Origin of the sequence: Bordetella bronchiseptica (assembly GCF_900636925.1) — a bacterium.
In the GTDB taxonomy this organism is placed as follows: Bacteria; Pseudomonadota; Gammaproteobacteria; order Burkholderiales; family Burkholderiaceae_B; genus Bordetella; species Bordetella pertussis.
Window position 1 is genome coordinate 1,405,839 of record NZ_LR134326.1, and the last position, 23,262, is coordinate 1,429,100.

Genomic DNA, 23,262 nt, shown 5'->3' on the forward strand with positions numbered 1-23,262 from the left:
TCGCTGGCGCGGAAATCAAAAGGGTTTGACGACAACCAGCGTGACCACGATCAACAGCAGCACAACGGGGATTTCGTTGAACCAGCGATAGAACTTGTGCGTGCGGGCATTGCGGCCCTGCTCGAACTTGCGCAGCATGACGCCGCAGGCATGGTGGTAGCCGATGATCAGCAGCACGAACAGCAGCTTGGCATGCATCCAGGCATTGCCCGGGCCGGTGCCGATCCGGTAGCCCACGTACAGCCAGAGACCCAGCACGATGGCGGGGATGGCCAGCAGCGTCGTGAAGCGGTAGAGGCGGCGCGCCATGCCGAGCAGACAGGATTGGATCGCCGGATCGGATTGTTGCGCCAGGTTGACGTAGATGCGCGGCAGGTAGAACAGGCCGGCGAACCAGGCGGCAATGAACACGATGTGGAAAGTCTTGACCCAGAGCATGGAGAGCGCGTCCCTTGCGTGAAACGCCACATTGTATTGCAGGCCCATGGCGACGGGCCGGGCGCCCGCTCAGATCACGTAAAGATCCACGTACTCGTTGACGGGCATGGCTTCCAGTTTTTCCTGGTCCAGCGAGGCGGCCAGGATGCGCTCCTGCTGGCGGGCGGGGAAGGCGCGCGCCAGGTTGGTGCGGAATTTCGCTTCCAGCAGCGGGATGCCGTCGGCGCGGCGGCGGCGGTGGCCGATCGGGTACTCGCAGACGATTTCGTCCAGGCGGGACCCATCGTTGAATTCGACCGTCAGCGCGTTGGCGATCGACCGCTTGGCCGGGTCGTGGTAATCCGTCGTGAAGGCCGGGTCCTCCACGCACACGATGCGGGCGCGCAGCGCGTCGATGCGCGGATCGCGGGCGATGCCGTCCTCGTAGTCCGCGGCGGTCAGGCGGCCGTACAGGATGGGCACGGCCACCATGTACTGGATGCAGTGGTCACGGTCGGCGGGGTTGTTCAGCGGGCCCTGCTTGTCGATGATGCGGATGCACGCCTCGTGGGTGCGGATCGTGATGCGCCGGATATCGTCGGCCGACTTGCCGCGCGCCTTGAGCAGCGCATGGATCTCCATGGCGCATTCCACCGCCGTCTGCGCGTGGAATTCGGCCGGGAAGGAGATCTTGAACAGGACGTTCTCCATCACGTAGCTGCCGTAGGGGCGCTGGAACCTGAACGGCTGGCCCTTGAAGAGCACGTCGTAGAAACCCCAGGTCGGCGCCGTGAGCGCCGATGGGTAGCCCATTTCGCCGGTCCGGGCGATGAGCGCCAGGCGCACGGCGCGGCTGGTGGCGTCGCCCGCGGCCCAGCTCTTGCGGCTGCCGGTGTTGGGCGCGTGGCGGTAGGTGCGCAGGCTCTGCCCGTCGACCCAGGCCAGCGACACGGCGTTGAGGATTTCCTCGCGCGACAGGCCCAGCATGTGCGCCACCACGGCCGTCGAGGCAACCTTGACCAGCACCACGTGATCCAGCCCGACCTTGTTGAACGAGTTTTCCAGCGCGATGCAGCCCTGGATCTCGTGCGCCTTGATCATCGCGGTCAGCACGTCGCGCATGGCCAGCGGCGGCCTGCCGTTGGCCACGGCGCTGCGCGACAGCCAGTCGGCGGTGGCCAGTATGCCGCCCAGGTTGTCGGACGGGTGGCCCCATTCGGCGGCCAGCCAGGTGTCGTTGAAATCCAGCCAGCGGATCATGGCGCCGATATTGAAGGCGGCCTGGACCGGGTCGAGCTGGAACTGGGTGCCCGGGACTTTCGCGCCATGCGGCACGACCGTGCCCGGCACGACAGGCCCCAGCAATTTCCGGCAGGCCGGGTACTCCAGGGCTTCCATGCCGCAGCCCAGCGTGTCGATCAGGCAGTTGCGCGCGGTTTCGTAGGCCAGCTTGCCCTGGACCTCGTAGTCCAGCACATAGTCGACGATATCGGCCAGCGCCGAATCCCAGGCGGGGCGCTGGTTGAAGGGGATGGTAGCGTGGCTCATCCTCCTCCTCCCTGTTGTCAGAGCGTTTCGGCGGGTACGCGGATATGGCCTTCCATCAGTACGCGGGCGCTGCGGCTCATGACGGCCTTGGTGACCTTCCACTGGCCGTCCTCCAGGCGAGCCTGGGCGCCTACCCGCAGCGTACCCGAAGGGTGGCCGAAACGCACGGATTCGCGCTCGCCGCCGCCGGCGGCAAGGTTGACCAGCGTGCCGGGCACGGCGGCCGCCGTGCCGATCGCGACCGCGGCGGTGCCCATCATCGCGTGGTGCAGCTTGCCCATGGACAGCGCGCGCACGCGCAGGTCGATGTCGCCGGCCCCGACCTGCTTGCCGCTGGAGGCCGTATACGCGGCCGGCGGCGCCACGAAGGCGACCTTGGGCGTGTGCTGGCGCTTGGCCGCTTCCGCGACATCGGCGATCAGGCCCATGCGCAGTGCGCCATGGGCGCGCAGCGTCTCGAACATGGCCAGGGCCTTGGCGTCGCCGTTGATATCGTCCTGCAATTCGCTGCCGGTATAGCCGACGGCCTGCGCGTCGACGAAGATCGTCGGGATGCCGGCGTTGATCAGCGTCGCCTGCAGCGTGCCGATGCCCGGTACCTCGAGGGTGTCCAGCACGTTGCCGGTGGGAAACATCGCCCCGCCTTCGCCTTCGCCCTCGTCGGCCGGATCGAGGAACTCCAGTTGCACCTCCGCGGCCGGGAAGGTGACGCCGTCGAGCTCGAAGTCGCCGCTTTCCTGCACCTGGCCGTCGACGATGGGAATATGGCCCAGGATGGTCTTGCCGATGTTGGCCTGCCAGATCCGCACCACGGCGGTGCCATTGCGCGGGACGCGGTCCGGATCGACCAGTCCGCTTTCGATGGCGAAGGCGCCCACCGCGGCGCTCAGGTTGCCGCAGTTGCCGCTCCAGTCGACGAAGGCGCTGTCGATGGAGACCTGGCCGAACAGGTAGTCGACGTCGTGGCCGGGGCGCTGGCTGCGGTCCAGGATGACCGTCTTGCTGGTGCTGGAGGTGGCGCCGCCCATGCCGTCGATCTGCTTGCCGTACGGGTCGGGGCTGCCGATCACCCGCAGCAGCAGGGCGTCGCGCGCCGGTCCCGGCACCTGGGCCGCGGGCGGCAGGTCCTGCAGGCGGAAGAACACGCCCTTGCTGGTGCCCCCGCGCATGTAGGTGGCGCGGACCTTGAGTTGGGGAAGGAAAGCCATGTCTTCGATTCCTTGCGGAGCTGGGGCGGCGCCACGCGGGCGCCGCCGTGGGAGGGTCAGGCCGTCTGCGTGGCCTCCAGGAAATCCTGGGCAAATCGCTGCAGCACGCCGCCAGCCTCGTAGATCGAGACTTCCTCGGCGGTGTCCAGGCGACAGATGACCGGCACTTGCACTTGCTCGCCGTCGCGGCGGTGTATGACCAGCGTCAGCGTGGCGCGCGGCACGCGTTCGCCGACGACATCAAAGGTTTCGGTGCCGTCGATGCCCAGCGTCTTGCGATCGACGCCCGCCTGGAACTCCAGCGGCAGCACGCCCATGCCGATCAGGTTGGTGCGGTGGATGCGCTCGAAGCCCTCGGCGACGATGGCCTCCACGCCGGCCAGCCGCACGCCCTTGGCCGCCCAGTCGCGCGACGAGCCCTGGCCGTAATCGGCGCCGGCGATGATGATCAGCGGTTGCTTGCGGTCCATGTAGGTTTCGATGGTTTCCCACATGCGCATGACCTTGCCCTCGGGCTCCAGCCGCGCGAGCGAGCCTTGCTTGACCTGGCCGTCGACCACAGCCATTTCGTTGATCAGCTTCGGATTGGCGAAGGTGGCGCGCTGCGCGGTCAGGTGGTCGCCGCGGTGGGTGGCGTACGAGTTGAAATCCTCTTCCGGCAGGCCCATCTTGGCCAGGTACTCGCCCGCCGCGCTATCGGCCATGATGGCGTTGGATGGCGAGAGGTGGTCGGTGGTGATGTTGTCGCCCAGCACGGCCAGCGGGCGCATGCCCGCGAGCGTGCGCTCCCCGGCCAGCGCGCCTTCCCAATAGGGCGGGCGGCGGATGTAGGTGCTTTGCGGGCGCCAGGCGTAGAGCGGATCGATCTTGCCGGTCTGTTCCTGCGCGAAGCGGAACATCGGCTCGTAGACCTTGCGGAACTGCTCGGGCTTGACGCTGGCCGTCACCACCGCATCGATTTCCGCATCGCTGGGCCAGATGTCCTTGAGCGTCACGGGCTTGCCCGCGGCGTCCACGCCCAGCGCATCTTTCTCGATGTCGAAGCGCACGGTGCCGGCGATGGCGTAGGCGATCACCAGCGGCGGCGATGCCAGGAAGGCCTGCTTGGCGTACGGGTGGATGCGGCCGTCGAAGTTGCGGTTGCCCGACAGCACGGCGGTGGCATAGAGATCGCGCTCGATGATTTCCTGCTGGATCTTCGGGTCAAGCGCGCCGCTCATGCCGTTACAGGTCGTGCAGGCGAAAGCCACGATGCCGAAACCCAGTTTTTCCAGGTCGGGCAGCAGGCCGGCTTCTTCCAGATAAAGCTGGACCGCCTTCGAGCCCGGCGCCAGCGAGCTCTTGACCCACGGCTTGCGCGTCAGGCCGGCGCGGTTGGCGTTGCGCGCCAGCAGCGCGGCGGCGATGACGTTGCGCGGGTTGCTGGTGTTGGTGCAGCTGGTGATGGCGGCGATGATCACCGCGCCGTCGGGCATCTGTCCCGGCGTTTCCTGCCACGGCCCGGCAATGCCGCGTTCGGCCAGTTCGGTGGTGGCCACCCGCTTGTGCGGGTTGGAGGGGCCGGCCATGTTGCGCACGACCGACGACAGGTCGAAGCGCAGCATGCGTTCGTACTGCGCGCCCGCCAGGTCGTCGGCCCACAGTCCGGCCTGCCTGGCATAGGTTTCCACCAGCTTGACCTGGCTGTCTTCGCGGCCGGTCAGGGTGAGGTAGTCGGTGGTCTGGCCGTCGATATAGAACATCGCGGCCGTCGCCCCGAATTCCGGGGTCATGTTGGAAATCGTGGCGCGGTCGCCGATGGTCAGCGCGCTGGCGCCTTCGCCCAGGAATTCGAGGTAGGCGCCCACCACCTTTTCGCGGCGCAGGAATTCGGTCAGCGCCAGCACGATGTCGGTGCAGGTAATGCCGGCTTGCGGCCGGCCGGTCAGCTCCACGCCGACGATGTCCGGCAGGCGCATCCAGGAAGCGCGTCCGAGCATCACGTTTTCGGCCTCCAGGCCGCCCACGCCGATGGCGATCACGCCCAGGGCGTCGACGTGCGGGGTGTGGCTGTCGGTGCCCACGCAGGTGTCCGGAAAGGCCACGCCGTCGCGCACTTGCACCACCGGAGACATCTTCTCCAGGTTGATCTGGTGCATGATGCCGTTGCCCGGCGGGATCACGTCCACGTTGCGGAAGGCCAGCTTGGTCCAGTTGATGAAGTGGAAGCGGTCTTCGTTGCGCCGGTCTTCCACCGCGCGGTTCTTCTCGAAGGCGTCCTTGTCGAAGCCCGGGTACTCGACCGCCAGCGAGTGGTCCACGATGAGTTGCGTGGGCACCACCGGGTTGATCTGCGCCGGGTCGCCGCCGGCGTCGGCAATCGCGTCGCGCAGGCCGGCCAGGTCGACCAGCGCCGTCTGGCCCAGGATGTCGTGGCACACCACGCGAGCGGGGTACCAGGGGAAGTCTATGTCGCGGCGGCGCTCGATCAGCTGCCGCAGCGAGTCGGACAGCGTGGCGGGGTCGCAGCGGCGCACCAGGTTCTCGGCCAGGACGCGCGAGGTATAGGGCAGCGTGGCCCAGGCGCCGGCCTGGAGGTCTTCGACCGCCTGGCGGGCGTCGAAATAGTCCAGCGACGTACCGGGCAGATTCTTGCGGTATTTCGTGTTCATGACAGGCGTGTCTCTATGGGCATGCAGGCAGGCCGGAAAGCGGGGCTGCGGGGGCCGGGCCGGCCGCGCCGGGCCGGCATGGCGGACCCGGCGCGGTACGATGGCCGCGAGCGCTGGTTCAGGCGCGCTTGCTGATGGGGACGTAGGTCTGGTCTTCCGGTCCGACGTAGTTGGCCGTCGGGCGGATGATCTTGTTGTCGATGCGCTGCTCGATGATGTGGGCCGACCAGCCGGCCGTGCGCGCGATGACGAACAGCGGCGTGAACATGGCCGTCGGCACGCCCATCATGTGGTAGCTCACGGCGGAGAACCAGTCCAGGTTGGGGAACATCTTCTTGATGTCCCACATGACCGTTTCCAGGCGCTCGGCGATATCGAACATCTTGGTGCTGCCCGCCTTCCTGGACAGCTTCTTGGCGACGTCCTTGATCACCTTGTTGCGCGGGTCGGAAACCGTGTAGACCGGGTGGCCGAAGCCGATGATGACTTCCTTGTTCTCGACGCGCTGGCGGATGTCGGCTTCGGCTTCGTCGGGCGTCTCGTAGCGCTTCTGGACTTCGAACGCGACCTCGTTGGCGCCGCCGTGCTTGGGGCCGCGCAGCGCGCCGATGGCGCCGGTGATGGACGAATACATGTCCGAGCCCGTGCCGGCGATGACGCGGCCGGTGAAGGTCGAGGCGTTGAATTCGTGCTCGGCGTACAGGATCAGCGAGGTGTGCATGGCGCGCACCCACTCGTCCGACGGCTTGGCGCCATGCAGCAGGTGCAGGAAGTGGCCGCCGATGCTGTCGTCGTCGGTCTGGACATCGATGACGCGGCCGTTGTGGCTGTAGTGGTACCAGTACAGCAGGGCCGAGCCCAGGTTGGCCATCAGCCGGTCGGCGATGTCGCGCGCGCCCGGGGTGTTGTGGTCGTCCTTCTCGGGCAGCACGCAGCCCAGCACCGAGACGGCGGTGCGCATGACGTCCATGGGGTGGCTGGAGGCCGGCAGGCATTCCAGCACGTTCTGCAATTGCGCCGGCAGGCCGCGCAGCGCGCGCAGCTTTTCCTTGTAGGCCTTCAGTTCGGCCTTGTTCGGCAACTTTCCGTGCACCAGCAGGTGAGCGATTTCCTCGAATTCCGCGCTGCCGGCGAAGTCCAGGATGTCATAGCCGCGGTAGTGCAGGTCGTTGCCGGTACGGCCGACGGTGCACAGCGCGGTGTTGCCGGCGACCACGCCCGACAGCGCAACCGATTTCTTGGGTTTGAACGCAGCCTTCTCCGCGGGCTGGGCGGCGGGTTTCTTCTGTTGGACGGTGGGCTTTTTCTGCGAGGTGCTCATGTCTCTCTTGCTCCTTCCTATGGGATAAACACAGGGGTGGTGCCGGCGGCGGCTCGTGCCGCGCCGCCGCCCATTATTGCGATTTGCCTTGCTGGAACAGCTGGTCCAGCTGCGATTCGAATTCGTGATAGCCGATGCGGTCGTACAGTTCGTCGCGCGTCTGCATCAGGTCCACCACGTTCTTCTGGTGGCCATCGCGGCGGATGGCCTGGTAGACGGTTTCGGCAGCCTTGTTCATGGCGCGGAATGCCGACAGCGGGTACAGCACCATGCCCACGCCCACGCTTTTGAGCTCTTCCACCGAGAACAGCGGCGTCTTGCCGAATTCGGTGATGTTGGCCAGCACCGGCACCTTGACCGCCTTGACGAAGCGATCGTAGGTAGGCAGGTCGTAGGCCGCCTCGGCGAAGATGGCGTCGGCGCCTGCTTCCACGCAGGCAATGGCGCGCTCGATGGCGGCGTCCACGCCGTGCGAGGCGATGGCGTCGGTGCGCGCGATCAGGTAGAAATCGGAGTCGGTGCGGGCGTCGGCCGCGGCCTTGACGCGGTCGGCCATCTCCTCGGTGCTGACGATTTCCTTGCCGGGCCGATGGCCGCAGCGCTTGGCGCCGACCTGGTCCTCGATGTGGCAGGCGGCCGCGCCGAACTTGATCAGGCTCTTGACGGTGCGGGCGATGTTGAAGGCGGACGGGCCGAAGCCGGTATCGATGTCCACCATCAGGGGCACGTCGCACACATCGGTGATGCGGCGCACGTCGGTCAGCACGTCGTCCAGCGTGTTGATGCCCAGGTCCGGCAGCCCCAGCGAACCCGCCGCCACGCCGCCGCCCGACAGGTAGATGGCGCGGTAGCCGGCGCGCTTGGCCAGCAGCGCATGATTGGCATTGATGGCGCCGATGATCTGCAGCGGCTGTTCTTCGTTGAGCGCGCGGCGAAAGAGGGCGCCGGGAGATTCGGGTCTGGACATGGGGTGGTCTCCGAAATAATGGAACGCTCGCTGCATGCGCGAGCTTGTTTTTTGCAGGCAAGGTGCGGGCCGGTCGACGGTTGCGGCAAGCGTGCCAGACGCTGCAGCAACGTTGCCAGACCAGACCGCGAGTCCGGAAAATAACTCTGTCCCCTCCGGGGTCGCCCGGAAGGCGCAGACTTATGTTTCGGCGCGCAGGACCGTCGCGGACGGTCCTGCAAAACGGGCCCGTCTGCGCGGGCCCGTGGCGGCAATGCCGGATTACTTCAGCAGATCCTTGACGCCGTCGCGCTCTTCGAGCAGCTCTTTCAGCGTGAAGTCCAGGCGTTCACGCGAAAAGGCGTCGATCTCGAGGTCCTTGATCATCTTGTACTCGCCATTCTCGGTAACCACCGGGAAGCCGTAGATGATGCCTTCGGGAATGCCATACGAGCCGTCCGACGGGATGCCCATCGTCACCCACTTGCCGTTGCTGCCCAGCACCCAGTCGCGCACGTGATCGATGGCGGCGTTGGCGGCCGAGGCGGCCGACGACAGGCCGCGCGCCTCGATGATGGCCGCGCCGCGCTTGCCCACCGTGGGGATGAACGTGTCGCGGTTCCAGGCGTCGTCATTGATCAGCTGGGTCAGGCCCTGGCCGCCGACCGTGGCGAAGCGGAAGTCCGGGTACATGGTGGGCGAGTGGTTGCCCCACACGATCAGCTTCTCGATGTCGGCCACGCGCTTGCCCGACTTGGCGGACAGCTGCGACAGGGCGCGGTTGTGGTCCAGGCGCAGCATGGCGGTGAAGTTCTTGGCGGGCAGGTCCGGCGCCGACTTCATGGCGATGTAGGCATTGGTGTTGGCGGGGTTGCCGACCACCAGCACCTTGACGTTGCGGCTGGCCACGTCGTTCAGGGCACGGCCCTGGGCGGTGAAGATCTGGGCGTTGACGCTGAGCAGGTCCTTGCGCTCCATGCCGGGGCCGCGCGGACGGGCGCCGACCAGCAGGGCCACGTCGGCATCCTTGAAGGCGGTGCGCGGGTCGCTGTGGGCGGTGACTTCGTGCAGCAGGGGGAAGGCGCAATCTTCCAGTTCCATGATGACGCCCTTGAGCGCCTTCTGGGCTTTTTCGTCGGGAATTTCCAGCAGTTGCAGGATTACCGGCTGGTCTTTACCCAGCATTTCGCCAGAGGCGATGCGAAACAGCAGGGCGTAACCGATTTGGCCGGCGGCGCCAGTGACGGCGACACGCAAGGCGGGCTTGGACATGAATGCTCTCCGTAATTAGGTTTTGGCGAGAAAGAATCTCGTCAATCAGTGTAATCGCTGACGGGCTTCAGCCGGCGCGCAAAACGCGCGCGAAGCCGCTGTCTGGTAGCTCGAAATCCTAGAGCCAATTTACGTATACGTCAACATCTCTTATATCTTATATAAGACATAAGACGTTGGACAGACGGAGGGCGTCTGTGCCACAATGGGATGTTTGCCCGGACGGCCATCGCGCCGCCCTTCGCCGCGATGGCGGCCGGGCGGATACCGAACACACACGACTCCGACATGGCAGAAGCACGGCCCGATTCCCTCACGCGTTCGCGTGCCGCAAAACCGGCAGGCGAGGGGGCCGCTTTCAGTCCGCTTTACCGCCAGATCAAGGAACTGCTGGTCCAGAGCCTGGACCGCGGCGAATGGAAACCCGGCGAACTCATTCCCAGCGAGATCGACCTGGCGGCCCGTTTCCAGGTCAGCCAGGGCACCGTGCGCAAGGCGGTCGACGAACTGGCCGCCGAGCATCTGCTGCTGCGCCGCCAGGGCAAGGGCACCTTTGTCGCCACCCATCACGAAGCGCGCGTGCGCTATCGGTTCCTGCGCCTGGCGCCCGACGAAGAGGGCGAGGGCGGGCGGGCCGAAAGCCGCATCCTCGAATGCCGCCGCCTGCGCGCGCCGGCCGAGATCGCCCGCGCCCTCGAGCTGCGGGCCGGCGAGACCGTGGTGACCATACGGCGCCAGTTGTCCATGAACCACATGCCGACGGTCATCGACGATCTCTGGTTGCCCGGCACGCATTTTCGCGGGCTCACCCTCGAACTGCTGACCGCCAGCAAGGCGCCCCTGTATGGATTGTTCGAGTCCGAATTCGGGGTCAGTATGGTCCGAGCCGACGAAAAACTGCGCGCCGTCGCCGCCTCGCCTGAAATCGCTCCGCTCCTGGGTGTCGAGCCCGGCCGGCCCTTGCTGCAGGTCGATCGCATTTCATATACCTATGGCGATCGGCCCATGGAAGTGCGCCGCGGCTTATACCTTACCGATCATTACCACTACCGCAATAGCCTGAATTGATGAGCTTTTCCCCTACGATTTGATACGAACCCCGCTCTAGGCGAAAATAGCGCGTTTGCCCGCGAGGGCTCCACGGCATTTCGCCGTCACGATTCCCCCCTAGTTCCGAAACACCGAGGCCGTCATGTCCGACTCAGCTGCCAAGCCGCGTCCACAGTTTCGCAATATCAGCGTTCCGCAAATCCTTAGTTACCGATTGCCGCTGGCTGGAAAACTGTCCATCCTGCACCGCATTAGCGGCGCGTTGCTGTTCCTCTGTCTTCCCTTGGTCATCGTGCCGTTGTTCGCGGCCAGCGTGACCTCGCCGGAAAGCTACGCGCAGGTCGCCCAGTACGCGGCCAATCCGCTGGTCAAGCTGGTGCTGCTGGCCCTGATCTGGGGCTATCTGCATCACTTCTGCGCCGGCATCCGCTACCTGGTGCTGGACCTGCATATCGGCCTGGACAAGGTCTCGGCCCAGAAAAGCGCCGGCGTGGCCTTCGGCGTCAGCCTGGCGCTGACCCTGGTGTTCGGTCTCAAACTGTTCGGAGTCCTGTAATGGCCGATACGAAAAACTATGGCCCCAAGCGCCTGGTCGTCGGCGCCCACTACGGGGTTACCGATTTCATCGCCCAGCGCATCACCGCCGTCATCCTGGCCGTGTATACCCTGGTGCTGATCGTCGGCCTGCTGATCATGCCGGCTTTCACGTATGAAAACTGGAAGGCCCTGTTCACCTTCCACGTGTTCGCCCTTCCGGTGGGCCAGATCCTGGCCTCGCTCGCTTTCTTTGCGCTGGCCTGGCATGCCTGGATCGGCGTGCGCGACATCTGGATGGACTATGTCCGCCCGGTAGGCGTGCGCCTGCTGCTGCAGGTGCTGACCATCCTCTGGCTGGTCGGTTCGGTCGTCTACTTCGCGCAAATCCTCTGGAGAATCTAAGCCGTGGTCGCTGTCATGAATTCCTTGCCGCGCCGCCAGTTTGATGTGGTGGTGGTCGGCGCCGGCGGAGCCGGCATGCGCTGTTCGCTGCAACTGGCCCAGGCGGGCCTGTCGGTTGCGGTGCTGTCCAAAGTGTTCCCGACCCGTTCGCACACGGTTGCCGCGCAAGGCGGCGTGAGCGCGTCGCTGGGCAACATGAGCGAAGACAACTGGTACTGGCATATGTACGACACCGTCAAGGGGTCGGACTGGCTGGGCGACCAGGATGCCATCGAGTTCATGTGCCGCGAGGCGCCCAATGCCGTGTATGAGCTCGAGCACTTCGGCATGCCGTTCGACCGCAACGCCGACGGCACCATCTACCAGCGTCCGTTCGGCGGCCATACGGCCAATTTCGGCGAGAAGCCGGTGCAGCGCGCCTGTGCCGCCGCCGACCGTACCGGCCACGCGCTGCTGCACACGCTCTACCAGCGCAACGTCGCCGCCCGTACCCAGTTCTTCGTCGAGTGGATGGCGCTGGACCTGCTGCGCAACGAAGCCGGCGACGTGCTGGGCGTGACCGCGCTCGAAATGGAAACCGGCGAGATCTACGTCCTGGAAGCCAAGACCACGGTGCTGGCCACCGGCGGCGCCGGCCGTATCTGGGCCGCTTCCACGAACGCCTTCATCAACACCGGCGACGGCCTGGGCATGGCGGCGCGCGCGGGCATCCCGCTGCAGGACATGGAGTTCTGGCAGTTCCACCCGACCGGCGTGGCCGGCGCGGGCGTGCTGATCACCGAAGGCGTGCGCGGCGAAGGCGGCATCCTGCTCAACAAGGATGGCGAGCGCTTCATGGAGCGCTACGCGCCCACGCTGAAGGACCTGGCGCCGCGCGACTTCGTGTCGCGCTCGATGGACCAGGAAATCAAGGAAGGCCGCGGCTGCGGTCCCGACGGCAGCTACGTGGTGCTGAAGCTGGATCACCTCGGCGCCGACGTGATCAACAAGCGCCTGCCGTCGATCCGTGAGATCGCCATCAAGTTCGGCAACGTCGACCCGATCAAGGAACCGATCCCCGTCGTGCCGACCATCCACTACCAGATGGGCGGCATTCCCGCCAACTACCACGGCCAGGTGCTCGAGCGCGCCAACGGCGAGAACAAGATCGTCAACGGCCTGTACGCCATCGGCGAATGCGCCGCGGTGTCGGTGCACGGCGCCAACCGCCTGGGCACCAATTCGCTGCTGGACCTGATCGTCTTCGGCCGTGCCACCGGCAACCATATCGTCGACTCGCATCCCGAGCGCCAGCACGCCCACCAGCCGCTGCCCAAGGAAGCCGTCGACCGGTCGCTGGCGCGCGTCGACGAGCTGGAGTCGCGCACTTCGGGCGAGAAGACCCAGGACGTCGCCAACGCCATCCGCATGTCGATGCAGCGCCATTGCGGCGTGTTCCGCACGCTGGAGCTGCTCAACGAGGGCGTGGGCCAGATCGAAGACCTGGCGCAGACGGCCCAGCACATCTACTTCAAGGACAAGTCGAAGGTGTTCAACACCGCGCGCGTCGAGGCGCTGGAACTGGCCAACATGACCGAGGTGGCGCGCGCCACCATCAAGTCGGCCGCCAACCGCACCGAAAGCCGCGGCGCGCATGCGCTGAACGACCATCCCGAGCGCGACGACGTGAACTGGCTCAAGCATACGCTGTGGTATTCGGAAGGCAGCCGCCTCGACTACAAGCCCGTTCAGATGAAGCCGCTGACAGTGGAATCCTTCCCGCCCAAGGCTCGTACTTTCTAAGCAGGATCCGGAATGAGCACTAAACGAATCGTTAAGTTCGAAATCTACCGCTACGATCCTGACAAGGACGAGCGTCCGTACATGCAGAAGCTGGAAGTCGAACTCCAGCCGACCGACAAGATGCTTCTCGATGCGCTGGTGCGCATCAAGAACGACGTGGACGACAGCCTGGCGCTGCGCCGGTCGTGCCGCGAGGGCGTGTGCGGTTCGGATGCCATGAACATCAACGGCAAGAACGGCCTGGCCTGCACCACCAACCTGCTGGAGCTGAAGGAACCCATCGTCCTGAAGCCGCTGCCCGGCCTGCCCGTGATCCGCGACCTGATCGTGGACATGACGCACTTCTTCAATCAGTACCACTCGATCCGCCCCTACCTCATCAACGACACGCCGCCGCCCGAGAAAGAGCGCCTGCAGTCGCCCGAGGCGCGCGAGGAACTCGATGGCCTGTACGAGTGCATCCTGTGCGCGTGCTGCTCGACGTCGTGCCCGTCGTTCTGGTGGAACCCGGACAAGTTCGTCGGCCCGGCCGGCCTGCTGCAGGCCTACCGCTTCATCGCCGACAGCCGCGACGAAGCAACCGGTGCCCGCCTGGACAACCTGGAGGATCCGTACCGCCTGTTCCGCTGCCACACCATCATGAACTGTGTCGACGTCTGTCCCAAGGGTCTCAATCCGACCAAGGCGATCGGCAAGATCAAGGAACTGATGGTCCGTCGTACGGTCTAGTGTTTATTGGCATTAAGGTGTTTTCATGAGCAGGCTTACGGAATTGCAGCGGGCTCGTCTGCGTTGGCGAGCACGACGTGGCCTGCTGGAGAACGACCTCATCATCACCCGGTATCTGGATGCCTGCGAAGACCAGCTTACCGACGAAGACGTAACGGCGCTGACGCAGCTCTTCGAGCTTGGAGACAACGATCTGCTTGATCTGCTGCTGGCGCGCAAGGAGCCGGAGGGAGCGCTGGACACTCCCCGGCTGCGCGCCATCATTGACCGGATGCGAGAGCTCTGATTCATTACGAGGAAACTGCGATGAACCTGTCTGACAAAAAAGCCACGCTATCCTTTTCGGACGGCAGCGCTCCTATCGAATTCCCAGTCTACAAGGGTACGGTCGGCCCGGACGTGATCGACATCCGCAAGCTGTATGGCCAGACGGGTATGTTCACGTTCGACCCCGGCTTCATGTCCACCGCCGCCTGCGCCTCGGGCATTACCTACATCGACGGCGACAAGGGCGAACTGCTGTACCGCGGCTATCCCATCGAGCAGCTGGCCGTCAATTGCGACTTCCTCGACATCTGCTACCTGATCCTCAACGGCGAGCTGCCCAACGGCGGCCAGAAGCAGGATTTCGACTCGCAGGTGACCCATCACACGATGGTCAACGAGCAGCTGCATTTCTTCCTGCGCGGCTTCCGCCGCGACGCGCACCCGATGGCGGTGCTGACGGGCCTGGTGGGCGCGCTGTCGGCTTTCTACCACGACTCGACCGACATCACCAACCCGCACCATCGCCACGTCTCGGCCATCCGCCTGATCGCCAAGATGCCGACGCTGGTCGCCATGGCGTACAAGTATTCGCAAGGCCAGCCGTTCATCTATCCGCAGAATGACCTGTCGTACACCGGCAACTTCCTGCGCATGATGTTCGCGACCCCGTGTGAAGAGTACAAGGTCAATGACGTCGTCGAGCGCGCGCTCGATCGCATCTTCATCCTGCATGCGGACCACGAGCAGAACGCTTCGACCTCGACGGTGCGCCTGTGCGGTTCGTCGGGCACCAATCCGTTCGCCGCCATCGCCGCCGGCGTGGCGTGCCTGTGGGGCCCGGCTCACGGCGGCGCCAACGAAGCCTGCCTGCAGATGCTCGAAGAACTGCAGGCCAACGGCGGTGTGGCCAAGGTCGGCGAGTTCATGGAAAAGGTCAAGGACAAGAACTCGGGCGTGCGCCTGATGGGCTTTGGCCACCGCGTCTACAAGAACTACGATCCGCGCGCCAAGCTGATGCAGGAAACGTGCAAGGAAGTCCTGGTGGCGCTGGGCCTGGAGAACGACCCGCTGTTCAAGCTGGCCATGGAACTGGAGCGCATCGCCCTGGAAGACGACTACTTCGTGCAGCGCAAGCTGTACCCGAACGTCGACTTCTACTCGGGTATCGTGCAACGCGCCATCGGCATCCCGACCTCGCTGTTCACGGCCATCTTCGCGCTGGCCCGCACGGTGGGCTGGATCGCCCAGTGGAACGAAATGCTGTCCGACCCCGACTACAAGATCGGCCGTCCGCGCCAGCTGTTCACCGGTTCGGTCACGCGCGACGTGCCCGGCATGGACAAGCGCTGATCCGGCGTACTCGCGTCCACTGAAAGAACCGCCTTCGGGCGGTTTTTTCTTGCCGGCCCATCTGTACGGCCGGCTCCGCTATCATCCGCGCATGATTCCTGTCGCGCTGCCTTCCCTGTCGTTCGTATTGCTGCTGCTGGCTTCGGCGCTGGGCGCATTGGCCCTGCTGGGGTGGAGCGCGGCGCTGGCGTTCAGCGGGCGCGCCCGGCGCGCCTTCGGCAGGCGCCGGCTGGCATGCGGCGGACTCTATGCGGTGTTGCTCGTGCTGGCCGGATATTTCGCCTATTTCCAGGGCGTCGCGGCGTATGTCCGGTACGAGATCGAACGGGAATGGCGGACACGCCACTACACTCTGCCCGAAGCGGCCCGGGTGGGCGGCATCGATATGCCCGCCGGCACCCGGCTCAGCCTCGAGGTGGCGCATTCGCCGGACACGTACAACCGCGCCGAGTTTCCGCACCCGGTATCCGCGCATGGACTGCAGGCGCTGCGCATAGAGCGCTACATCGCGCTGGACCACGAGCCGGATACCTACAAGCTGACCGAGGCCTATCCGCTCACCATGCGCGTGACCGGTCCGGGTACGCAGGCCATACAGGGGTGGCGCTGCGACGCGGCCAGCCCCATGCACTTCAGTACCCGGCGCGATGGCCGCATCGCGGCGTTCGAGGAATGCATGCTGGCCGAGGGCAACCGCGCCGATGGGATGGAGGTGCCGCCAGGCGCCCGCCTGCTGGCCCATGAGGGAACGGTCTACACCGACGGCCACGTCGATCCCGACCGCTGGCAGGTCTGGCTGGAGCCTGACATGGCGGTGCGGATCGGCGGCGTATGGCTGGCTGGGGCAATCATCCGGCTCGATGCCGAGCGGCGCTACGATGCGTTCGAGCGGGCCGAGCTGGCCTGCCCGCTGGCCTTCGGGCCCATGCATTATCCGGCCGGCACGGAGGTCCGCTCGGCGGGGCGTGGATGGCGCGAGCGCCATCCCGGGGCCTGGATTTTCAGCCCGCCGGCCGGCGCGTCCGCCCGGTATGCCGGCCATCCTGACGTGGCAGACGGCCAAGCCGTCGTGCAGGGGCGTGGTGGCGAGGTGCTGGCCGTGGTTCCCAACAATGAGGCAGGGGTGCTGCGCTTTGCCGCCATCGCGGTGGGCGGGAACGACGCGGCGGCGCCGCGGCGGGCCGCCTGCCCGCCGCGCTGAGATGCACTAGATGCGCTAGATGCCGATGCCGCGCGCCATCAGCACGGCGAACAGCGGCAGGAAGATGAACAGGTGCGATTCGATCATCACCCAGCGGCGCGCGCGCCGGATATCGGCATCGGCGGGGGTGAAGCCCGGCTGCGACAGCGACTGCTTCTTCCAGCTCAGGAAGGCCAGGGTGGGCGGGATGGAACAGAGCGCGATCAGCACGAACAGCCCGATCTTGGCGTGGAACCAGGGGTTGGCCATGTAGAAGGCCGCGCCCTTGGCGCCCAGCGTCAGGCGCAGGACGCCGGTGGCCAGCACGGCGAGCGCGCTTGCCAGGTACAGGCGGTCATAGAGCGCCAGCCGGCCCACGGACCGGGCGGACATGCCGGGCCGCAGCAGCACGGCTTCGGCGGTCATGAGGACGATCAGGACGAAGATGGCCAGATAGTGCAGCCAGGCGAGCAGGGCGTCTTGCAGCATGGGGTCTCCCGGATGGGGGCGGCGGCCGTAACAGCCGCCGCTCAGTCTCGATAGTACGACGGGAGGATCGCGAGAGCCCGCTTGGCCTGCCTGGAGGGCAGGAGTCGGGGTTACGGATAGATCATGGAAAAACCGACGTATGTCGTGAGTTGCCCGGCAGTAATGTTGCCGGATTTCTTTACGTACGATGCCAGGTAGCGCAACGTGACCTTCTTCTTGGCGTTGTCGGCGGTGTCGGTGACGGGGTTGAAGGCCTGGGCGTTCTGGGCGGCGGCGTCCACGCCCATGGGGATCTTGGTGCCGTTCTGGTTGGAGATGCGGATTTGCACGCCCTGCGCTTCGCTTGCAGCGATGATCGCATTTTGGGTGGTGGCGGGGTTGTTGTTGTAGGCGATCGAATACGCCTTTAGGTCGCCGGTAGCGTAGTCGGTGGTCGGCCCAGGCTCGAAGTACGCTTTCACACCATTGTTCAGGGACGAGGGGCAGTCCTTGAGCGTGATCAGGAAGGGCGTACGGCCAGCTTCGTCTCCATCCTTGGCCAGCGCGCTCTTGGATATCTTGGGCAATTGCACCACCTTGGTGTGCGTGGGGCCGGCCGGGTCCTCGATGACGCAGGTGGTGTCGGTGATGGTGCCGGTGATGACGATGGTGCCGTCGTCGGCGTGCGCCGCGGACGCAATGGCCGCCAGAGCGGCCCGCAAGCACAGGCGCAGGGCGCGTTGGAAAGGGACTTGCATGGGTAACACGGGCGTCTTGGCGCCAGAAGAGTTATGGAGCCACGATCTTAGGTCTTAGGGGGGGGGGGGGGGGGGGGCTGATTCCGATGTGGGAAACAGCCCTTTTGCATGCGGCCTTTATCGGGACTGGACCCGTGCATGCAGGGCCCGGCGCCATGGCGGCGCCGGGCCGGCGCATCAGCGTCAGCCTTCGGCGGCTTCCTGCTGCGCGTCCACCACTGCCAATGCCGTCATGTTGACGATGCGGCGCACGGTGGCGCTGGTGGTCAGGATGTGCACCGGGCGGGCCGAACCCAGCAGGATCGGGCCCATCGCAATCCCGTTGCTGCCGGTCATCTTCAGCATGTTGTAGGTGATGTTGCCGGTATCGAGGTTGGGCATGACCAGCAGGTTGGCGCGACCCTTGAGCGTGCTGTCCGGGTAGGCCTGCAGGCGGATCGACTCCGACAGCGCGGCGTCGGCGTGCATCTCGCCATCGACCTCCAGATGCGGCGCGCGCTCGGCCACCAGCTTGCGGGCATGGGCCATCTTGCGCGACGAATCGGTGGGCCGGCTGCCGAAGTTGGAATGCGACAGCAGCGCGATCTTCGGCATGACGCCAAAGCGCAGCATCTCCTCGGCGGCCTGGATCGTGATGTTGGCGATTTCGTCGGCCGACGGGTTCTCGTTGACGTGCGTGTCGGTGACGAACAGGGTCTGGTTCGGCAGCATCAGCACATTCAGCGCGCCGTAGGTCTGGCCGGGCTTGCGGCCGATCACCTCCTCCACGTACTTGAGCTGGTTGTCGTACTTGCTGGCGACGCCGCACAGCAGCGCGTCGGCATCGCCGCGACGCAGCAGCATCGCGCCGATCAGCGTGTTGTGCTTGCGGATCATCGCCTTGGCGATGGCCGGTGTCACGCCTTCGCGGCCGCGCAGCTGATAGTAGCCATTCCAGGTGTCGTTGAAGCGGCTGTCGTCCTCGGGGTCGACGATCTCGACGTTCTGGCCCGGCACCATGCGCAGGCCGAACTTCTTGATGCGCATCTCGATCACCGACGGGCGGCCGACCAGGATGGGCTCGGCCAGCTTCTCGTCGATCACGGTCTGTACCGCGCGCAGCACGCGCTCGTCTTCGCCGTCGGCATACACCACGCGCTTGGGCGCCTGCTTGGCCTGCTGGAACAGCGGACGCATCAACTGGCCGGAGTGATACACGAAGCCCATCAGCTTCTGGCGATAGGCCTCGATGTCCTCGATCGGACGGGTGGCGACGCCGGAGTCCGCGGCGGCTTGGGCCACGGCCGGCGCGATCTGCACGATCAGGCGGGGATCGAACGGCTTGGGAATGATGTAGTCGGGGCCGAAGCTGAGCTCCTGGCCGGCATAGGCGCGCGCTACTTCGTCGTTCTGTTCGGCCTGGGCCAGCTCGGCGATGGCCTTGACGCACGCCAGCTTCATTTCCTCGGTGATGCGCGTGGCGCCGGCATCCAGGGCGCCGCGGAAAATGAAGGGGAAGCAAAGCACGTTGTTGACCTGGTTCGGGTAGTCCGAACGGCCGGTGGCGACGATGCAGTCGGGCCGCGCCGCCTTGGCGAGCTCGGGGCGGATTTCCGGCTCAGGGTTGGCCAGCGCCAGGATCAGCGGCTGCGCCGCCATGGTCTTGACCATTTCCGGCGTCAGCACGCCGGCGGTCGAGCAACCCAGGAACACGTCGGCGCCGTTGACCACGTCGGCCAGCGTACGGGCCTCGGTCTTCTGCGCGTAGCGGCGCTTGTTGGGCTCCATGTTCTCGTCACGGCCTTCCCAGATGACGCCGCGCGAGTCCACCACGTAGATGTGTTCGCGCTTGATGCCCAGGTGCACCAGCAGGTCCAGGCAGGCGATCGCGGCGGCGCCGGCGCCCGAGCAGGCCAGCTTGACCTGGCCGATGTCCTTGCCGACGACTTTCAGGCCATTGAGGATGGCCGCCGACGAAATGATGGCGGTGCCATGCTGGTCATCGTGGAACACCGGGATGTTCATGCGCTCGCGCAGCTTCTTCTCGATATAGAAGCACTCGGGCGCCTTGATGTCCTCGAGGTTCACGCCGCCCAGCGTCGGCTCGAGCGCGGCGATGATGTCGACCAGCTTGTCGGGGTCGTTCTCGGCCAGCTCGATATCGAACACGTCGATGCCGGCGAATTTCTTGAACAGGCAGCCCTTGCCTTCCATGACCGGCTTGGCGGCCAGCGGGCCGATGTTGCCCAGGCCCAGCACGGCCGTCCCGTTGGTGATCACGCCGACCAGGTTGGAGCGCGACGTGTATTTCGATGCTGCGTCATTGCCCTGGTCGAAAATCGCCATGCAGGCCGCGGCCACGCCGGGCGAGTAGGCCAGCGACAGGTCGTCCTGATTGGCCAGCGTCTTGGTCGGGGTAACCGAGATTTTGCCCGGGGTGGGATAAGCGTGGTAATCCAACGCCAGTTTGGTGAGATTTTCGTCCATGGGTGCACAACCTTTGCGGCGCAAACTGAGGGAAATAACGGAAAAGCTGAAATCCGAGGGGAACCCCCTATTTCAACAGAAAGCGCCGTACTGTGCTTGCTGCACCGCAGCGAAGACGGCATCGGCCGGGCCACGTCCCGGCCGATGCGGCCGTCACGACTGCCAGGAGGGGACGTTGCGCGTGGCAGCCTGCAATTGCTCGCGCCGGGCCTGCAGCGCAGGCTGCCAGGCGCTGTCCTCGCGCGCCAGCAGGTCCAGCGCGTGCAGGACGATCCAGGGCGCGCCGACCTCGAAGAAGTCGCGCAACCGGGCGCGCGTGTCGCTGCGGCCGAAGCCGTCGGTGCCCAGCACGCGGTACGGGCCGGGGACCCAGGCGCGGATCTGCTCCGGCACGGCGCGGACATAGTCGCTGACGGCAACCACCGGGGTGGCCTGGTCGCCCAGGCATTGCGCCAGCCAGTTGCCGTCGGGGCAGGGCAGTCCCAGCGCCTGGGCGCGCTCGGCGCCGCGCCCGCCGCGCGCCAGCTCCGAAAAGCTGGTCACGCTCCAGACTTCCGCGTCCACGCCGTGCTCATCGCGCAGCAATTGCGCCGCGCGCATGGCCTCGTCGAGCATCGGACCGGCGCCCAGCAGGCGCACCTGCGGGGTGGCGTCGGCGGCCCGCACGCGGTGCATGCCGCGCAGGATGCCCGTGCGCGTTTCCTCGCCCTCGGGCATGTCGGGCTGGGCCAGGTTTTCGTTGGTGACGGTCAGGTAGTAGAACTCATCGCACTGTTCGTCGAGCATGCGCTGCATGCCGTGCTCGACCAGGACGGCCACTTCGTACGCATAGGCGGGATCGTAGGCGCGGCAATTCGGCACCGCCGCCGCGGCCAGGTGGCTGTAGCCGTCCTGGTGCTGCAGGCCTTCGCCGCCCAGCGTCGTGCGCCCGGACGTTGCGCCGATGAGAAAGCCCCGCGTGCGCTGGTCGGCCGCCGCCCAGATCAGGTCGCCGATGCGCTGGAAGCCGAACATCGAGTAATAGATATAGAAAGGCAGCATGGGCAGGCCATTGACCGAATAGCTGGTGCCGGCCGCGGTCCAGGACGAGATCGCGCCGGCTTCGGTAATGCCTTCTTCCAGGATCTGGCCGTCGCGCGCTTCGCGGTACGCCAGCACCGAGCCAATGTCTTCCGGTTCGTACAGTTGTCCCTGCGCCGAGTAGATGCCTACCTGGCGGAACAGGTTGGCCATGCCGAACGTGCGCGCTTCGTCGGCCACGATGGGCACGATGCGCGGCCCCAGTTGCGGGTCCTTCAGCAAGGCGGTGAGCATGCGCACGATGGCCATGGTCGAGGACATTTCCTTGCCCGCGGCCTGCAGCGCGAACCGGGCCCAGTCGGCCACCGGCGGCGGCGCCAGGCGCGGGGCTTCGGTGCGGCGCCGCGGCAGGTAGCCGCCCAGGGCCGCGCGGCGCGACTCCAGGTAGCGCAGCTCGGCGCTGTCCTCGGCCGGCTTGTAGAACTTCAACGCCAGGCAGTCGGCGTCGGAGATGGGCAGCGCGAAACGGTCGCGGAACGCCAGCAGGGCTTCGTCGTCCAGCTTCTTCTGCTGGTGCGTGGTCATCTTGCCCTGTCCGGCGGTGCCCATGCCGAACCCCTTCTTGGTCTGCGCCAGGATGACGGTGGGCTGGCCGCGGTGGTGCGTGGCGCGGTGATAGGCGGCGTGGATCTTGACCATGTCGTGGCCGCCGCGGCGCAGGCGGTCGATCGCCTCGTCGGACCAGTCCGCCACCAGCGCGCTCAGCCGCGGATCCTGCCCGAAGAAGTGCTGGCGGTTGTAGGCGCCGTCATTGGCGGCGAAGGTCTGGAACTGCCCGTCCACCGTGTGCGAGAACGTGCCGGCCAGCACGCCATCGGGATCGCGCCGCAGCAGGGCGTCCCAGTCTCCGCCCCAGACCAGCTTGATGACATTCCAGCCGGCGCCGGCGTACAGCGTTTCCAGCTCGTCGATGATGCGGCCATTGCCGCGTACCGGGCCGTCGAGGCGCTGCAGGTTGCAGTTGATCACGAACACCAGGTTGTCCAGGCGCTCGCGCGCGGCTAGCGTCAGCGCGGCGATGGATTCGGGTTCGTCCATTTCCCCGTCGCCGAAAATGCCCCAGACCTTGCGGTCCGAAGGCATGGCCAGCGAACGGTGTTCCAGGTAGCGCATGAAGCGGGCCTGGTAGATGGCATTGATGGGGCCGATGCCCATCGAGCCGGTGGGGAATTGCCAGAAGTCCGGCATCAGCCAGGGGTGCGGATAGGAAGACAGGCCTCGCAGTCCCTGTGCCCCGGCCGTGATTTCCTGGCGGAAATGCGCCAGGTCGACGTCGTTCAGGAAACCTTCCAGATAGGCGCGGGCATAGATGCCCGGCGCCGAGTGCGGCTGCATGTAGACCAGGTCGCCGCCGAAGCCGGGCGCGGGCGCGCGGAAGAAATGGTTGAAACCCACTTCGAACAGGTCGGCCGCCGACGCATAGCTGGCGATGTGGCCGCCCAGTTCGCCATGGGCCTGGTTGGCGCGCACCACCATGGCCAGCGCGTTCCAGCGGTTGATGGAGGCGATGCGCTCTTCCAGCGACAGGTTGCCGGGAAAGGGCGGCTCCTGGTCGGCCGCGATGGTGTTGAGATAGGCCGTACGCGTGATGCCCGGCGCGCGCACCCCCAGCGCGGTGGCCCGCGCCAGCAGTTGCTGCAGCACATAGGCGGCCCGTTCGGGGCCGCCGGCCTGGGTCAGCGAGTCCAGCGCCTCGCGCCATTCGGCGGTTTCGACGGGGTCGGGATCCGGGATCTGTGGCGGCGTGGCGCCGGCCTGGGCGTTGCACATGGCTTTGTCTCCTATTTGCATCCATGCTAGCGCTTTAGTGCTGGCATGAGTCATCGAAAA

At 66.0% G+C, this 23,262-nt stretch carries 19 protein-coding genes; 8 read left to right on the forward strand and 11 right to left on the reverse strand.

What is annotated here, in order from left to right; translation table 11 throughout:
• Positions 1-15 precede the first annotated feature (15 nt).
• From EL288_RS06630 to EL288_RS06660, 7 genes are all read right to left on the reverse strand, one after another.
• Entirely contained in the window at positions 16-438 is a 423-nt protein-coding gene (locus EL288_RS06630) for a CopD family protein (RefSeq protein ID WP_010930898.1), read from the reverse strand.
• A 69-nt stretch (positions 439-507) separates the two neighbouring features.
• Positions 508-1,965 (reverse strand): bifunctional 2-methylcitrate dehydratase/aconitate hydratase, encoded by a 1,458-nt coding sequence (locus tag EL288_RS06635; RefSeq protein WP_003813668.1) that lies wholly within the window; start codon positions 1,963-1,965, stop codon positions 508-510.
• A gap of 17 nt (positions 1,966-1,982) precedes the next feature.
• Complete coding sequence (gene prpF, locus EL288_RS06640) at positions 1,983-3,173, reverse strand: 2-methylaconitate cis-trans isomerase PrpF (RefSeq protein ID WP_003813665.1); 1,191 nt, start codon at positions 3,171-3,173, stop codon at positions 1,983-1,985.
• A 56-nt stretch (positions 3,174-3,229) separates the two neighbouring features.
• On the reverse strand, positions 3,230-5,824 hold the full coding sequence (gene acnD / locus EL288_RS06645) for a Fe/S-dependent 2-methylisocitrate dehydratase AcnD (protein ID WP_126621902.1): 2,595 nt from the start codon (positions 5,822-5,824) through the stop codon (positions 3,230-3,232).
• Positions 5,825-5,942: 118 nt separating this feature from the next.
• Complete coding sequence (gene prpC, locus EL288_RS06650; RefSeq protein WP_003813660.1) at positions 5,943-7,145, reverse strand: bifunctional 2-methylcitrate synthase/citrate synthase; 1,203 nt, start codon at positions 7,143-7,145, stop codon at positions 5,943-5,945.
• A 73-nt stretch (positions 7,146-7,218) separates the two neighbouring features.
• Positions 7,219-8,112, reverse strand: coding sequence for a methylisocitrate lyase (prpB, locus tag EL288_RS06655; protein ID WP_003813658.1), 894 nt, complete (start codon positions 8,110-8,112; stop codon positions 7,219-7,221).
• Between the two features lie 261 nt (positions 8,113-8,373).
• Positions 8,374-9,363 carry a malate dehydrogenase gene (locus EL288_RS06660; protein WP_003813657.1) on the reverse strand — a complete coding sequence of 330 codons (990 nt, stop codon included), beginning with the start codon at positions 9,361-9,363 and terminating at the stop codon, positions 8,374-8,376.
• Positions 9,364-9,651: 288 nt separating this feature from the next.
• On the opposite strand from EL288_RS06660, the gene EL288_RS06665 reads away from it, so the two are divergent.
• The 8 genes from EL288_RS06665 (at position 9,652) to EL288_RS06700 (ending at position 16,681) form a co-directional block, all read left to right on the forward strand.
• A complete protein-coding gene (locus EL288_RS06665; protein WP_003813656.1) occupies positions 9,652-10,431 on the forward strand; it encodes a GntR family transcriptional regulator in 780 nt (259 codons plus the stop codon).
• Between the two features lie 124 nt (positions 10,432-10,555).
• Positions 10,556-10,969, forward strand: coding sequence for a succinate dehydrogenase, cytochrome b556 subunit (gene sdhC / locus EL288_RS06670; RefSeq protein ID WP_003813654.1), 414 nt, complete (start codon positions 10,556-10,558; stop codon positions 10,967-10,969).
• Positions 10,969-11,352: a succinate dehydrogenase, hydrophobic membrane anchor protein gene (gene sdhD / locus EL288_RS06675; RefSeq protein WP_003813653.1), complete on the forward strand. Its 384-nt coding sequence runs from the start codon at positions 10,969-10,971 to the stop codon at positions 11,350-11,352. The genes sdhC and sdhD overlap by 1 nt, the downstream gene beginning before the upstream one ends.
• A gap of 3 nt (positions 11,353-11,355) precedes the next feature.
• A complete protein-coding gene (gene sdhA / locus EL288_RS06680; RefSeq protein WP_003813651.1) occupies positions 11,356-13,134 on the forward strand; it encodes a succinate dehydrogenase flavoprotein subunit in 1,779 nt (592 codons plus the stop codon).
• Between the two features lie 12 nt (positions 13,135-13,146).
• Entirely contained in the window at positions 13,147-13,863 is a 717-nt protein-coding gene (locus tag EL288_RS06685; protein WP_003813649.1) for a succinate dehydrogenase iron-sulfur subunit, read from the forward strand.
• Between the two features lie 25 nt (positions 13,864-13,888).
• Positions 13,889-14,149, forward strand: a complete 261-nt coding sequence (locus EL288_RS06690) for a succinate dehydrogenase assembly factor 2 (protein ID WP_003813647.1) — start codon at positions 13,889-13,891, stop codon at positions 14,147-14,149.
• Between the two features lie 20 nt (positions 14,150-14,169).
• Positions 14,170-15,480, forward strand: coding sequence for a citrate synthase (locus EL288_RS06695; RefSeq protein ID WP_003813645.1), 1,311 nt, complete (start codon positions 14,170-14,172; stop codon positions 15,478-15,480).
• Between the two features lie 91 nt (positions 15,481-15,571).
• Positions 15,572-16,681 (forward strand): hypothetical protein, encoded by a 1,110-nt coding sequence (locus EL288_RS06700; protein ID WP_225665550.1) that lies wholly within the window; start codon positions 15,572-15,574, stop codon positions 16,679-16,681.
• A gap of 15 nt (positions 16,682-16,696) precedes the next feature.
• Here the strand turns inward: EL288_RS06700 and EL288_RS06705 are convergent, their stop codons facing one another.
• From EL288_RS06705 to mdeB, 4 genes are all read right to left on the reverse strand, one after another.
• Positions 16,697-17,149 carry a DUF2214 family protein gene (locus EL288_RS06705; protein ID WP_003813640.1) on the reverse strand — a complete coding sequence of 151 codons (453 nt, stop codon included), beginning with the start codon at positions 17,147-17,149 and terminating at the stop codon, positions 16,697-16,699.
• A gap of 110 nt (positions 17,150-17,259) precedes the next feature.
• Entirely contained in the window at positions 17,260-17,895 is a 636-nt protein-coding gene (locus EL288_RS06710) for a fimbrial protein (protein WP_010926928.1), read from the reverse strand.
• A 174-nt stretch (positions 17,896-18,069) separates the two neighbouring features.
• Entirely contained in the window at positions 18,070-20,352 is a 2,283-nt protein-coding gene (locus EL288_RS06715; protein ID WP_033446507.1) for an NADP-dependent malic enzyme, read from the reverse strand.
• Positions 20,353-20,505: 153 nt separating this feature from the next.
• The gene (gene mdeB, locus EL288_RS06720; RefSeq protein ID WP_010926927.1) at positions 20,506-23,202 is read right to left on the reverse strand and encodes an alpha-ketoglutarate dehydrogenase; all 2,697 of its coding nucleotides are present in this window, start codon (positions 23,200-23,202) and stop codon (positions 20,506-20,508) included.
• Positions 23,203-23,262 lie beyond the last annotated feature (60 nt).